At 37.2% G+C, this 13819-nt stretch carries 15 protein-coding genes; 4 read left to right on the top strand and 11 right to left on the bottom strand.

Annotated features, from left to right (window positions below):
• Positions 1 to 195: 195 nt before the first annotated feature.
• Positions 196 to 2460, bottom strand: coding sequence for a protein translocase subunit SecDF (gene secDF, locus ABH955_RS11030; RefSeq protein WP_113935635.1), 2265 nt, complete (start codon positions 2458 to 2460; stop codon positions 196 to 198).
• 282 nt (positions 2461 to 2742) lie between these two features.
• Entirely contained in the window at positions 2743 to 3027 is a 285-nt protein-coding gene (locus ABH955_RS11035; RefSeq protein WP_002015311.1) for a post-transcriptional regulator, read from the bottom strand.
• A gap of 186 nt (positions 3028 to 3213) precedes the next feature.
• Here ABH955_RS11035 and spoVB point away from each other — a divergent pair, with 186 nt between their 5' ends.
• Positions 3214 to 4773 (top strand): stage V sporulation protein B, encoded by a 1560-nt coding sequence (gene spoVB, locus ABH955_RS11040; protein ID WP_113935636.1) that lies wholly within the window; start codon positions 3214 to 3216, stop codon positions 4771 to 4773.
• Positions 4774 to 4802: 29 nt separating this feature from the next.
• Here spoVB and ABH955_RS11045 read toward each other — a convergent pair whose 3' ends face one another.
• The gene (locus ABH955_RS11045; RefSeq protein ID WP_002015314.1) at positions 4803 to 5459 is read right to left on the bottom strand and encodes a DUF421 domain-containing protein; all 657 of its coding nucleotides are present in this window, start codon (positions 5457 to 5459) and stop codon (positions 4803 to 4805) included.
• Between the two features lie 103 nt (positions 5460 to 5562).
• Between ABH955_RS11045 and ABH955_RS11050 the strand changes: the two genes are divergently transcribed.
• On the top strand, positions 5563 to 5946 hold the full coding sequence (locus tag ABH955_RS11050) for a TIGR04086 family membrane protein (protein ID WP_404491110.1): 384 nt from the start codon (positions 5563 to 5565) through the stop codon (positions 5944 to 5946).
• 37 nt (positions 5947 to 5983) lie between these two features.
• On the opposite strand, the gene yajC is transcribed toward ABH955_RS11050, so the two are convergent.
• Genes yajC through ruvA form a run of 6 tightly spaced genes read right to left on the bottom strand, consistent with a single transcriptional unit; the run spans position 5984 to position 10317 of the window.
• Positions 5984 to 6244, bottom strand: coding sequence for a preprotein translocase subunit YajC (yajC, locus tag ABH955_RS11055; protein ID WP_002015317.1), 261 nt, complete (start codon positions 6242 to 6244; stop codon positions 5984 to 5986).
• Positions 6245 to 6271: 27 nt separating this feature from the next.
• Complete coding sequence (gene tgt, locus ABH955_RS11060) at positions 6272 to 7411, bottom strand: tRNA guanosine(34) transglycosylase Tgt (protein ID WP_002015319.1); 1140 nt, start codon at positions 7409 to 7411, stop codon at positions 6272 to 6274.
• A gap of 12 nt (positions 7412 to 7423) precedes the next feature.
• A complete protein-coding gene (queA, locus tag ABH955_RS11065) occupies positions 7424 to 8476 on the bottom strand; it encodes a tRNA preQ1(34) S-adenosylmethionine ribosyltransferase-isomerase QueA (RefSeq protein ID WP_113935637.1) in 1053 nt (350 codons plus the stop codon).
• Between the two features lie 19 nt (positions 8477 to 8495).
• Complete coding sequence (locus ABH955_RS11070) at positions 8496 to 8696, bottom strand: DUF2905 domain-containing protein (protein ID WP_000138161.1); 201 nt, start codon at positions 8694 to 8696, stop codon at positions 8496 to 8498.
• Positions 8693 to 9694, bottom strand: coding sequence for a Holliday junction branch migration DNA helicase RuvB (ruvB, locus tag ABH955_RS11075; protein WP_000344470.1), 1002 nt, complete (start codon positions 9692 to 9694; stop codon positions 8693 to 8695). Before ruvB ends, ABH955_RS11070 begins: the two co-directional genes overlap by 4 nt.
• 5 nt (positions 9695 to 9699) lie before the next feature.
• Positions 9700 to 10317 carry a Holliday junction DNA helicase RuvA gene (gene ruvA, locus ABH955_RS11080; RefSeq protein ID WP_404491112.1) on the bottom strand — a complete coding sequence of 206 codons (618 nt, stop codon included), beginning with the start codon at positions 10315 to 10317 and terminating at the stop codon, positions 9700 to 9702.
• A gap of 189 nt (positions 10318 to 10506) precedes the next feature.
• On the opposite strand from ruvA, the gene ABH955_RS11085 reads away from it, so the two are divergent.
• Positions 10507 to 11451, top strand: coding sequence for an iron-hydroxamate ABC transporter substrate-binding protein (locus ABH955_RS11085; protein WP_113935638.1), 945 nt, complete (start codon positions 10507 to 10509; stop codon positions 11449 to 11451).
• 13 nt (positions 11452 to 11464) lie between these two features.
• Here the strand turns inward: ABH955_RS11085 and ABH955_RS11090 are convergent, their stop codons facing one another.
• Positions 11465 to 11980, bottom strand: a complete 516-nt coding sequence (locus tag ABH955_RS11090; RefSeq protein WP_113935639.1) for a BofC C-terminal domain-containing protein — start codon at positions 11978 to 11980, stop codon at positions 11465 to 11467.
• 433 nt (positions 11981 to 12413) lie between these two features.
• Here ABH955_RS11090 and ABH955_RS11095 point away from each other — a divergent pair, with 433 nt between their 5' ends.
• Positions 12414 to 12848, top strand: coding sequence for a hypothetical protein (locus ABH955_RS11095; RefSeq protein WP_002143234.1), 435 nt, complete (start codon positions 12414 to 12416; stop codon positions 12846 to 12848).
• Between the two features lie 32 nt (positions 12849 to 12880).
• On the opposite strand, the gene ABH955_RS11100 is transcribed toward ABH955_RS11095, so the two are convergent.
• Positions 12881 to 13528, bottom strand: coding sequence for a YhcN/YlaJ family sporulation lipoprotein (locus ABH955_RS11100; protein WP_002034140.1), 648 nt, complete (start codon positions 13526 to 13528; stop codon positions 12881 to 12883).
• Between the last annotated feature and the right edge of the window lie 291 nt (positions 13529 to 13819).

The following is a 13819-nucleotide window of genomic DNA, read 5'->3' on the forward strand; positions in this document are numbered from 1 at the left end:
CCGTAAAAGCCCGATTGGTGAGGGCTAATAATAAGTGGGGATGAACAAAACCCCCCACTTATTAAAGTTTCACTTTATTTTAACAAAATCAGCGATAACATCACCACTTTATTCCATTTCATTCTTTCAAAAGTTGCTATCTTATTGTATCCACAAACGAAAAAAGAGATGCCTCATAATGAGACATCATCTTTTTTATACTTGCGGTTCAGGTTCTTCTTTCTCAACCTTCTTCTTGTTTTTTCCCCTTTTCAAACGACGGTTTTCAAGCATTAACCAAATTTGAGAAGCAACGAAAATAGAAGAGTACGTACCTACAACTAATCCAATTAATAACGCAAGTGAGAAGTTACGCAGTGATTCACTACCGAAAATAAGTAGTGCAATTACTGGGAACAACACTGTTAAAACAGTATTAATTGAACGACCAATTGTTTGGCGAATACTTGAGTTTACGATTTCTTCTAGGTCTTTTATGTCGCGAACTCGTTTTTTCTGTTTGTATAACTCACGGTTTCTATCAAACGTAACGATTGAGTCATTGATAGAGTAACCAATAATCGTTAATACCGCAGCGATAAACGTTAAGTCTACCTCTATCTGGAAAAGACTAAACACAACAATCATAACGAACGCATCATGTAATAATGCGATTACTGCAGATACTGCGTACGTAAGACGGAAACGAATACTTACGTATAAAACGATTACTGCAGAAGCAATTAATACTGCGATAAATGCATTTCGTGCAATCTCTTTACCGATTGTCGGTGAAACTGTACTTACATTCGGATCTGTACCGTATTTATCGTGGAAGAATGTTTTTGTTTTCGCAATTTCATCTTTTGATAGAACACCTAATGTACGAACTGCGAAACCTTTATTGTCATCTCCAGTCGGTACAATATTTTCTTCCTTCACATCGATGTTCAATTCTTTAAAATCTTTATGAACATCAGACACAGTAACTGCTTGTTTTGATTGCAAGTCGATACGTGTCCCACTTGCAAAGTCAATACCAAGATTCATTTTGAAAATCGGTAATATAATTGCCCCAGCAATTACGACTACAATTGAGAATAAGAAGAATTTATGACCGATATTTACGAAGTTAATACGATCAAATCTCGTTGGCGGATGTACTACACCTTTTGTTAATGGAATAATATCCTTTTCCTTAACACCAAAGTAAGATTGTTTTTTATCGAAGTAACGGCTCTTTACAAGTAAACCTAGTAAGAAACGAGTACCGAATACGTTCGTAATGAAACCGACTAAAATACTAACAATTAAACTTGTTGCGAAACCTTTTACAGAGCTATTACCGTAAGCAAATAATACACCCGCTGCTGCAATCGTTGTAATGTTCGCATCTAAAATTGTTGCTAATGAACGATGGTTACCAGCACGAAATGCTGACATCATTGACTTACCAATTTTCAGCTCTTCCTTTAACCTCTCGTACGTAATAATATTCGCATCTACTGCGATACCTACCCCGAGCACTAATGCCGCAATACCTGGCAACGTGAGAACCGCATGCATCCAGTTAAAGACAAGTAATGTAACGAAAATGTATAAACCTAACATAATAACCGCTACAAGCCCTGGTAAACGGTAGAATACAAGCATGAATAAGAAGATAATAGCAATACCGATTGCACTAGCGAAAATCGTTTGCTCTAATGCTTGTTGACCAAATTTTGCTCCAACAGATGTTGAATACATTTCTTTTAAATCAACAGGAAGTGCACCTGCATTTAATAAAGATGACAGTTCTTTCGCACTTTCAACTGTAAAGTTTCCACCTACGATAGATACTTCAGCTTGATTAAATACTTGTTCTACTGTTGCCGCTGATAAAAACTTTGGATTCGGTTTTGCAGATTCTGCTTTATACGAATCTTTTCCTTCTTCAAAATCAAGCCAAATTACCATTAAATTCGTTGGTGGTGGCATTTTTGAAATCTTCTCTGTTACTTCACGGAATTTTTCAGCGCTTTTTAACGTAAGTCCAACACTTGGACGACCTTTATCATCAAATGTTTGCTTCGCTCCGCCGCCTTTTAAATCCGCTCCATCCATAAGAAGGTTGTCATCTACATCACGGAATGTTAATTTCGCTTGCGTTGATAACATTTCACGTGCTTTTTGCTGATCTTGTACACCAGCAAGCTGCACACGAATTCGATCCTGTCCTTCGATTTGAATGTTCGGCTCACTTACACCGAGTGCATTGACACGATTTTCAAGAGCACCTACTGTACTTACAAGTGCCTCTCGGTCAATTTTATCACCTTTTTTGGCTGGTTTTACTTCATACAGAATTTCAAAACCACCGCGAAGGTCTAGTCCTAGACTAATTCCTTTTGCTATGTCTTTTCCTGCCGCACCAATTACGCCACCGATTAATAAAACGATGAGGAAAAAGGCGGCAATTCTTGTACCACGCTTTGCCATATGTACCCTCTTTCTGCTACTAACACTTTCAATAAATCTCTTACGATTCATTTTCGCACGTGTGCATACGCCTAGTTAGTAGACTTACTTTCTATAAAATACATGTATTTCCGCTAGTTCATCACTAGCTGTGTCGGTAAGCTTTTCACAATACCTACACTATTCATTATTTATTTTCCCTCTTCACTACCTCCTTTATATATAATCTTAGACATAATTAATTCCTCTTTATCAATACCTATCATTATACTGCAAAAGGAAGAACAAACCAATTACAGCCGGTTATTTATTTTCATATTCATCAAACGACCAAAGTGGCGCTTGATATGCTTCAACAGTTAAATAATTCATATATTCATTAGTACTTACTCTTAATACATCATTTACTAATTCATATAACCTAACATCACTATCTATCTTTTTCCACTTTTTCGCCTTGAGAAACTTCCAAATATCATTATCTGTCACTCGGTCGTAACCGAACAACTGAAACTCTTCTACTTTACTTTCTAAAACGACTTGTAACTGTCCGCGGTATGATTCTACCAAAGCCTCTTTATCCAACATATATAACATCTCCTTCTTATTTCAGCACGAAAAGTCGCTTTTAATCCCGCTCTAATGGACAGTAATAACTTCTTTCAAGAGTACCATTCATACTTCACTCTCTTAAATGCTTGTCATTCTTGTCTCATACGTGCATATAAATTATTGTAAATCATTCCATTGATTTTGAGAAGGTAGGAGAAGAGTATGACGAGACAAAGCTTTTTAAAAGGCGCATTTATTTTAATGATAGCCGGTTTTATTACAAAAATCCTTGGATTTATTAACCGCATTGTAATGGCACGTATTTTAGGAGAAGAAGGCGTTGGCCTTTATATGATGGCTGTCCCCACCTTCATTTTAGCAATTACATTAACACAAATTGGCCTTCCTGTTGCGATTGCAAAATTTGTAGCAGAAGCGGAAGCAGTGAACGACAAACAAAGAGTTAAAAAAATATTAACCGTCTCCCTAGCTGTTACATCCTTTATTAGTATCATTTTAACAATTGGTATTATGCTACTCACACCTATTTTAGCAAAAACATTATTAACAGATGAAAGAACTTACTATCCATTAATGGCTATTTTACCTGTCGTCCCCGTTATTGCAGTTTCTTCCGTTTTACGTGGTTATTTCCAAGGGAAACAAAACATGAAGCCGAGCGCTTACGCTCAAGTCATAGAACAAGTTGTCCGCATTACAATTATCGCTGTATGCATTCGGTTATTTTTACCTTACGGCGTAGAATATGCTGCAGCCGGTGCTATGCTATCAGCTGTTCTTGGCGAAGTTGCATCTTTATTATTTTTACTTACTTTATTCCAGCGCGAAAAACATTTATCTATACGCTCTGGTTTTTTCACTACGGTAAAGGAGAGCAAAAATACATTTTATTCTCTTATGGATATCGCACTTCCAACTACAGGAAGCCGTTTAATCGGTTCCGTTTCATATTTCTTTGAACCTATCGTTGTTATGCAAAGCTTAGCAATTGCCGGGGTTGCCGCTTCTGTCGCAACACAGCAATACGGTATATTGAACGGTTACGCCTTCCCGCTTCTATCACTACCTGCCTTTATTACATACGCTCTTTCTACAGCACTCGTCCCATCAATTAGCGAGGCAATGGCAAAGAGACAGCACAAATTAGTGGAACACCGTTTACAACAAGCCCTTCGAATTTCCTTAATTACTGGTGGATGGTCAGTCGTTATTTTATATGTATTTGCTTCACCCATCTTAACGCTTATGTATGGATCGGACAGTGCAACAGCGTTCATCCAACTTCTTGCACCTTGCTTTTTATTTCATTATTTTCAAAGCCCACTTACATCTGTGTTGCAAGCTTTAAACTTAGCAAGAGCTGCAATGATGAACACATTTATTGGCGCTATCGTGAAATTAATCGTTATTTTTGTACTAGCTTCAAAGCCAGAGTTTCAAATGATGGGAGTTGCCCTCGCTATTGCAGCAAATATAGTGACCGTAACATTCCTTCACTATGCTACTGTTTTAAAGAAAATTAAATTTACCATTTATGCAAAAGACTATATTTTTGGAGGACTTGCCATCGGTATTGCAGGCGCCTTCGGTTTTTACCTTCATAAGTATATTATTTTCTCTCATTCACTTGGCGTACAAACATTATGGGAAATCACTTTAACAACAATCGTTTATATTTTCCTCCTCTTTGCTTTCAAACTCATTCGAAAAGAAGAATTAAGTCGTCTCCCTATCATTCGGAAACTTTCATTTTTGAAGTAAGCAGGCTTGCCATTCAAAATGGTAAGCCTCTAATTTTCTTTCAAATCAACGAAAAACTGTCCATTTTGAAAACTACAATATAAAATCTGTTTCACATCTTTATAACCTAAGTTATTCAGTTTCTCAACGAGCCACCCATCTGTATGTTCGATCATTTGCAAATGATTGTATTGAATTTCTCCATCAATAATTAGTGGGAGTGTAAAAATTGGTGTATCATTTTTGCTCTTTTTACTTTTTTGTTTTTGAAAGACAGATAACTTTCCAGATGGTTCTAAAATAGCGTATTCTACATCACGCACATCTCCGATTCCTTGCTCACGTAGTTGCATCAATAAATCATCTATGTTATATCGCTGCTTCCGCATCTTTTTTTCATCAATTTTACCTGCATTCACAAGAATCGCAGGCTCCCCTTCTATTAAATGCCGAAAACGCTGGAACTTTAAAGAAATGACCGACAAAATGATTTGTATACACATAAGAAAAGTCATTGGAACTAATTGATGCCAAAGTGATTTATCTGTATTTTCAATTGCCACTACAGCCATTTCACCTAGCATAATGAATACAACTAAATCTAATACACTTAATTCTCCAATTTCACGTTTACCCATAAGACGAAAAATAATTAAAATGATTATATATAAAAGCATTGTTCGTCCGATTATTGATACCCATTCCATTTCTACATCCCCTTTTTTTACTTATAGGCTCCCCTACAAAAAAGAAACTAGTCTAACTTAAACAAAATGAAAATATGCTTGTATTAAAAAGGGGGAATGCATAATGGATGGAACGAAAAAATTATCGAGCGCAATCGGCTTCGGTATTATTACCCTATTAATCCTCGCATCTATTACAAGTATGGTCATGGCTCTTTTATTAAAATTTACGAATATTAATGAAGGGACATTAGTAATTATTATTTTTATAATAGCCCTTCTGTCTATGCTTATATCTGGATTTATTGCTGGTAAAAAGGCACAAGGAAAAGGATGGCTAGTAGGTTTCACAACAGGCCTTACATTCGCTATTCTCGTCTTTCTCGTTAACTATTTAGGCTTCTCTCAAACTTTATCGAACTCACAGTTACTCTACCAATTAGCATTAATGGGTGCGAGTACACTCGGAGGTATTTTCGGTGTAAATATGTCAAAACAAAATAGTTAAAAAAAGGCCCTGCACATTTCATGCAGGGCCTTCATCATTAGTTTTTCACAACTTCACGAATCGCATTGCGATCGAAAGTTAAGTGTGCACCACCAGATTTAACAACAATTTTTGTTTCATCCACTGATTCGATTGTAGCGTGTAAACCACCGATTGTTACGATAGCATCACCTTTTTTGATTTCATTTTGCATTTGTGCAACTGCTTTTTGACGCTTTTGTTGCGGGCGAATTAATAAGAAATAGAAAATCGCAAACATCGCAACAATCATAACGATATTCATCATACCTGCATTCATCTTGTGTTCCTCCTTTTAAATTATGTATTAGAAGTTTTTAGCATTCGGTTTATTAAAGCCATACTGTTCAAAGAACTCTTCGCGGAAATCGCCAAGACGGTCTTCACGAATAGCTTGTCTCACCTGCTCCATTAAGTTTAACAGAAAATGAAGGTTGTGATAAGACGTTAAACGAATTCCGAACGTTTCATCACATTTCATTAAGTGACGAATGTACGCACGAGAATAGTTTTTACATGTGTAGCAATCACAGTTCGGATCAAGCGGCCCGAAGTCTCTAGCGAATTTCGCATTTTTCACAACTAAGCGGCCTTCACTTGTCATACATGTACCATTTCGAGCGATACGAGTTGGAAGTACACAGTCAAACATATCAACACCGCGAATCGCACCATCAATTAACGAGTCAGGAGAACCTACACCCATTAAGTAGCGTGGTTTATCATCAGGAAGAAGTGGTGTTGTAAACTCAAGAACACGATTCATAATATCCTTCGGTTCACCAACAGATAGACCGCCTATAGCATAGCCAGGGAAGTCCATTGAAACAAGATCTTTCGCACTTTGACGACGAAGCTCTTCAAACTCCCCGCCCTGTACAATACCGAATAAACCTTGATCTTGTGGACGTTCATGCGCCTTTAGGCAACGCTCTGCCCAGCGGCTTGTACGCTCTACAGACTTTTTCATGTATTCAAAAGTAGCAGGGAACGGTGGACACTCATCAAATGCCATCATGATATCTGAACCTAATGCATTTTGGATTTCCATCGCTTTTTCTGGAGATAAGAATAATTTATCGCCATTTAAGTGATTGCGGAAATGAACACCTTCCTCTTCAATGCGTCGGAAATCACTTAAGCTAAATACTTGGAATCCACCTGAATCCGTTAAGATTGCACGATCCCAGTTCATAAACTTATGCAAGCCACCTGCTTCACGAATAATTTCGTGGCCTGGACGTAGCCATAAATGATACGTATTGCTTAAAATAATGCCAGAATCCATTGCTTTTAATTCTTCTGGTGACATTGTTTTAACTGTTGCAAGTGTACCAACTGGCATAAATGTCGGTGTATCAAATGAGCCGTGTGGCGTGTGCACTCGACCTAAACGCGCACCCGTTTGTTTACAAGTTTTAATAAATTCATAACGAATTGCTGTCATAATTTACTCCTTTTATTTGTTTCTCATTTTAGCGTGAGATGCAACGAACATCGCATCACCGAAACTAAAGAAACGATATTTTTCTTTTACTGCTTCATTATAAGCATGAAGTACATTATCTCTATTTGAAAATGCACTTACAAGCATAATTAATGTTGATTTCGGCAAATGGAAGTTTGTAATTAAACCATCAATTGCTTTAAATTCATATCCTGGGTACATAAAAATATCTGTCCAGCCAGAAGCTGCGCAAAGCTTACCACTATGATCTGTCGCAATCGTTTCTAACGTACGTGTTGATGTCGTACCTACAGTAATAATACGGCCGCCATCCTCTTTCACGCGGTTTAATAAAGCCGCAGTCTCTTCAGACATATGGTAATACTCTGCGTGCATATGATGCTCTTCAATAGTATCTGCAGAAACTGGTCTAAATGTTCCAAGTCCTACATGGAGTGTAATGAATGCTAACCCGACGCCTTTTTGCTTCAATTTCTCAAGTAACTCTTCTGTAAAGTGAAGGCCAGCCGTCGGTGCTGCTGCTGAACCGATTTCCTTCGCATATACCGTTTGATAACGATCGCGATCTTCTAGCGTCTCTTTAATATATGGAGGAAGTGGCATTTCTCCAAGCTCGTCTAAAATTTCATAAAAGATGCCGTCATATGAAAACTCAAGTTGACGCCCACCTTGATCTGCTGTTCCAATGCAAGTTGCTTTTAACTTTCCTTCACCAAAAGAGATGACAGTTCCTTCTTTTACACGCTTCGCTGGCTTTATAAGCGTTTCCCACTTATCGCCTTCCTCTTGTTTCAAAAGAAGCACTTCAATGTGTGCACCTGTATCTTCTTTCACACCGTGCAAGCGAGCTGGCATCACTTTCGTTTCATTTAAAACTAAGCAATCCCCCTCTTGTAAGTAAGAAAGAATGTCCGTAAAATGTTTATGCTCAATATCTCCTGTTTCACGGTCTAACACCATCAATCTTGATGTTTCACGCTCTTCAAGCGGAATTTGTGCAATGAGTTCTTCTGGTAAATGAAAATCAAACAGATTAATATCCATAACTGTATCCACCTATTTCTTATTTGAATCGATTTATTATATACATAATGAAAGATAATGCAATACTTAACACAATACATGTAATGATAGGAAAATAAAAGGTAACGTTACCTTTTTTCACAAAAATATCGCCTGGAAGCCTTCCTATGAACTTCCAAGCTAATCCAACAACAATGAGCAAAATACCAGCTGTAATAAGCAGCTTTGGCATCTCCGTCATACTTTTGGCATCTCCATTCCGAAATGCTCATATGCAAGCGGTGTTACGATCCGGCCTCTTGGCGTTCTTTGTAAAAAGCCAATTTGTAATAAATACGGTTCATACACATCTTCAATCGTATGCGATTCTTCTCCAATCGTTGCTGAAACAGTTTCTAATCCAACTGGACCACCGCGGAACTTTTCAATAATACCAAGCAGTAATTTATGGTCGATATGATCAAGTCCTAATTTATCTACTTGTAATAGTTCTAACGCCATTTGTGTAATTTCCATCGCAATCGTTCCGTCACTGCGAACTTGTGCGAAGTCACGTACACGTCGTAATAGACGATTCGCAATACGAGGTGTACCACGGGCACGTCTTGCAATTTCTAATGCTGCTAACGAATCTATTTCAACTTCAAACACTTCTGCTGTACGTTCTACAATCGCAGAAAGCTGATCTACTGTATAGTACTCTAATCGTGAAAGTACACCGAAACGGTCACGAAGTGGTGCTGATAATGCACCTGCACGCGTCGTTGCCCCAACTAGCGTAAATGGAGGTAAATCTAGACGTACAGAGCGAGCTGACGGTCCTTTCCCAATAACGATATCAAGGCAAAAGTCTTCCATCGCTGGGTATAGCACTTCTTCAATAGATCTATGCAAACGATGAATTTCATCAATAAATAATACATCTCCTGGCTGAAGCGCTGTTAATACAGCTGCTAAATCTCCTGGTCTTTCAATTGCGGGACCTGACGTCGTTCGAATGTTAACACCCATTTCATTGGCAATAATATTCGCAAGCGTCGTTTTACCAAGTCCAGGTGGGCCATATAAAAGTACGTGATCTAACGTTTCTTCACGCATTTTCGCCGCTTCAATAAACACTTCTAAATTATGTTTCGCTTTATCTTGGCCAATATACTGACGGAGCGTCTGTGGCCGTAATGAATACTCTAAATCCGCATCTTCGTATCCAGATTCCCCTGAAAGGAGACGTTCGTCCATTATACTCACCTCTTACCATTTAGTAAAAGACTAAGTGCCTTTTTAATATATTGATCCGTCGTTAGTGATTCTTTTAATAACTCTGGTACAACGCGAGAGACTTCTCGTTCTGCATAGCCAAGTGCACGCAGTGCTTCCAGTGCTTCATCAAGTTCAACTGATGAACCTTTCTTCGTATCAAAACTTTCAGTATCTGAGAACAAATCAACAAACGCATCTGGTACAACATCTGCTAGTTTTCCTTTTAAATCTAAAATCATTTGGCGCGCTGTTTTCTTTCCGACGCCTGGGAACTTCACTATGAACTTCTCATCTTCATGTTCAATCGCTTGAACGACCTGTCCGGTTTGACCAGAAGCTAAAATTGCAAGAGCACCTTTTGGTCCAATCCCCGATACACCTAACAATTTTGTAAATAATAAACGCTCTTCACGTGTTTTAAACCCGTAAAGTGCCATAATATCTTCTCTCACATAGTGATATGTATAGACACGGATTTCTTGCTTACTTCTTTGAAATACATACGGATTTGGTGTGAAAATTTGATAACCAATTCCATTATGGTCAATTACGACATATTCCGGTCCTACATACTCCACGTAACCTGTAACATATTCAAACAAAATACGATCTCTCCCTCTCAAATCATGTATTCCATTTTAACATATTTAACAATAGAAAAGCGAGACTGCCCCAACAAATGTTCCCCGTTTACAATTTCCGTTTTTTTCTATTGACATAAATACAAAAAGAACATTAATATACAGAAGTCGATAATGATTATCAATATTAATTAAAGGGGTTACATCAGGATGAAACAAAAGCTATTTATTTTATTTACTATTATGCTAGTTGTTCTTTCTATCGTTGGCTGTTCTTCTCAAAAAGAAGAAGCAAAAGCAAAAGAACAACCGAAAACAAAAGTTGTAAAACATGCTAAAGGGGAAGCAACAATTCCAGCTAATCCAAAGAGAATTGTTGATTTATCTGGATCAACAGAGGAATTATTAATCCTTGGACATAAACCTGTTGGCACAGCAAACACATATAAAGATAAAATCCAAAATCACTTAACGGACAAGCTAGACGGTGTAAAGGCAGTCGGCTGGTACTGGGCACCTAAAGTTGACCTAGAGGCTGTTACAGCTTTAAAACCAGACTTAATTATTTTAAACAATCGTCAATTGAAAATTTATGATCAACTAGAAAAAGTGGCACCGACAGTTGTTCTAGAAACAAATCTAGAAGACTGGCGCGGTAAGTTTAAAGAAGTAGGTAAACTATTTGGCGAAGAAAAGAAAGCCGACAAATGGATTGCAGATTACGATAAAAAAGCAGACTCTTTATCTAAAAAAATTAAAGAGAAAACAAAAGATGAGAACTTTATGTTCGTTGCAGTAACACCACAAAACTTCCGTGTATACGGTAGCTTCGGATATGGTGACATCATCTTTAACGACTTAAAACTTCCAGCAACAAAAGGTACAGATTTAAAACAAACGATGGCACAAGTATCACTAGAAGGTCTTGTTGCATTCCAGCCTGATCAAATGTTTATTGTAAACTTCGGCGGAGAAGCTGATAAAGTGTACGAAGACTATAAAAACAGTGCGGTTTGGAAAGATAATAAAGCAGTAAAAAACAATCACGTATATGAAGTATCGAATGAAATCTTCAATACGAAAGCATTCAATCCAATCGGAAAAGATATGCTAATTGATGAAATCGCAAAAGAGATTTTAGCTAAGAATAAATAAGAAAAAAAGCAGCTCACCCTGAGCTGCTTTTTTTCTTATTTTGCACTGCGTATTGCTTCATTTTTTCGATTGTCTTTACAAAACCTTCTTTTGATTTTATGCGAATACCACGTTTCAATTCCGCACGCTCATAACTTTCAAGCTTTTTCATATCAATTTGAAAGAAGGAATGGATCGCGTTATCACTTTTCGGTACCCCTTTAAAAATTTGCAATATCCCTTCCTCTGAAACACCAAAATAACCGCTCGTTTTCAGTAAAGGAGAAATATCATCAACTTTCCTTTGTAATACGATTTGCACATCATCACGATCAACAAGTTGCCATTCTTTATATTGCTGCAAAAACTTTTCTAAATCCGCTACTTTTTCTGTCAGTATTTCCTCGCTTACTTCTCCATCAACATACATACGCTCTAATAAAATTGTAACCTCAGGTACTTTTTCTGTTATTTCTGCCCTCACATCGGATCCATAAGCTAAGCAAAACATCACAACAAAAGCTTGCACTGCAATTAGCATCCATTTCATTTCCGTTCACCTCTTCTAGGCAAAATCATACTTTCATTTGTAGCTTTTCCGGAAATGGGGGTTTTATCCATATAAACAATAGCATTAAATTTCTAAGGAAAATAAAAAATGCAGATAAGGGTTAATCCTCATCTGCATGTATCATTTACTTTTATATAAAATGAAAGACGCCTGCAAAGCAGGCGTCTGATGCGTTTACGGCGAAAGACCAGGCGACCACATTCGCGTGTTTAGCACTTAAGCATATCTCTCGACTTACGTAAATTAGCTCATCGCTTTGCTAATATAACATTAACAAGGTAGAAGCGCAATATATTTCTAAATATATTTTTCTTCCTCTTTCAACCAATTGAAATCTATGTAAATTATAAATTGATTAATGCAATATATATGTTACAATTGATACTATAAATATAAACAGGGGATGAATGCTTTGAAAAAAATTAAAGATGAACGCCTCATACTTCAAACGTTAAAAAACATACGTATTGCCTTTCTTTTTCAATCAATTGGTATAATCGGAATTTTAGGCTATATCGGATTCACAGAAGGAATGGATCAAATTACGAAATCTCCATTGTGGTTATTATTTATTCTTACAAGTATTGTACTTAGTTATTTACAGTTAAGCGTTTCTATCGATGTAGAAGAAAGCGAAAAGGAAATAAAGTTAACTCCTTATTACAAAATTATTTTACGCTCTCTTATTGTAGGAATTATCATAGCTATTATTTATATCATTTTCAGTCCAGAAAGACCTCTATTTGAAGCTATTTTAACAGGTGGTATTCTCTTCATATGCTTTTTAGCGTCTTACTCCGTTAGTTATTTTATAACAAAACGCCGTTTACAAGACGATGATGAATAAAGAGGAAGGGCTAGCCCTTCCTCTTTAATTTGTTATCGCATAGTACCAGTCAGGCCGTAACGAATGTCTCGGAACATATTTGTTATGTCACGATTAAAATCGTTTGTAGCTGTGCCGTTACGTAAACGCGTACTCATTGCATCGACACGAGTAAACATGTCATTTCTTACAGAAACATATACGTTTCTATTTCCAACTTCATTCACAACAGCTTGACGAATTTCGTTCGCCATCGCTGTTTCATTCGTCGCTGTATTACGTGGTTTTACCGCAATCGCTACATCGTTTCCATATACAACTGTAGAAACTCGGTCTACGTTATTCATACGTTTCACACGATTCGTAATTTTCTCCGCAGTTTTACCATCATTGTTAATGTATGAATTGTTCATTGTAATATTACGAGTTGGATGTGGATTAGCAATTTGCCCATTGTAATTTACATCACGGTAATAATTATTATATCCTGTATCGTTACGACCGTTTCTATATGTTACATAATCTGTAGAACGATCGTTACGCGCTACATTATCACGATACTGGTGTGTATCATTATAAGATGTACGCTCGTAATTATAGTTACGTCCATCCATCGCATTATTATCTTTTGGTGTACCACATGCAGCTAATGCACTGGTAACTAACAAAGAAGCAGCAATAACTTTTACTTTCGTATTCAATACAAAAACCCCCTCTGTTAGAATGAACTTCTCTTTCGAAAAGCTCCCCCTTATGATGAGTAACAGAGAGGTTTTTTACACTGTTAATATTTCACTAGGAATTTTCTAACACTTAATGTAAATTCACCATATTCCTAACTATCACGAATACAAAAAAGGTGGGAATAACCCCACCTTTTTTTAAACTTCCTCTTCGTCCTCTTCTTCTGAAACTGGTTCTCCAAATACGTTTGGTGGGTCCGGCTGATAATACATCGTTCCTGGCTGTGGTGCATATGCTGGCTGAGTTGG

The organism is Bacillus sp. RC240, assembly GCF_044907945.1.
GTDB classification, from domain to species: domain Bacteria; phylum Bacillota; class Bacilli; order Bacillales; family Bacillaceae_G; genus Bacillus_A; species Bacillus_A mycoides.

Bases quoted from the DNA above. Each gene is read 5' to 3' on its own strand.
- secDF (WP_113935635.1), bottom strand. From the start codon at position 2,460: ATGGCAAAGCGTGGTACAAGAATTGCCGCCTTTTTCCTCATCGTTTTA.
- ABH955_RS11035 (WP_002015311.1), bottom strand. From the start codon at position 3,027: ATGTTGGATAAAGAGGCTTTGGTAGAATCATACCGCGGACAGTTACAA.
- spoVB (WP_113935636.1), top strand. From the start codon at position 3,214: ATGACGAGACAAAGCTTTTTAAAAGGCGCATTTATTTTAATGATAGCC.
- ABH955_RS11045 (WP_002015314.1), bottom strand. From the start codon at position 5,459: ATGGAATGGGTATCAATAATCGGACGAACAATGCTTTTATATATAATC.
- ABH955_RS11050 (WP_404491110.1), top strand. From the start codon at position 5,563: ATGGATGGAACGAAAAAATTATCGAGCGCAATCGGCTTCGGTATTATT.
- yajC (WP_002015317.1), bottom strand. From the start codon at position 6,244: ATGAATGCAGGTATGATGAATATCGTTATGATTGTTGCGATGTTTGCG.
- tgt (WP_002015319.1), bottom strand. From the start codon at position 7,411: ATGACAGCAATTCGTTATGAATTTATTAAAACTTGTAAACAAACGGGT.
- queA (WP_113935637.1), bottom strand. From the start codon at position 8,476: ATGGATATTAATCTGTTTGATTTTCATTTACCAGAAGAACTCATTGCA.
- ABH955_RS11070 (WP_000138161.1), bottom strand. From the start codon at position 8,696: ATGACGGAGATGCCAAAGCTGCTTATTACAGCTGGTATTTTGCTCATT.
- ruvB (WP_000344470.1), bottom strand. From the start codon at position 9,694: ATGGACGAACGTCTCCTTTCAGGGGAATCTGGATACGAAGATGCGGAT.
- ABH955_RS11085 (WP_113935638.1), top strand. From the start codon at position 10,507: ATGAAACAAAAGCTATTTATTTTATTTACTATTATGCTAGTTGTTCTT.
- ABH955_RS11090 (WP_113935639.1), bottom strand. From the start codon at position 11,980: ATGAAATGGATGCTAATTGCAGTGCAAGCTTTTGTTGTGATGTTTTGC.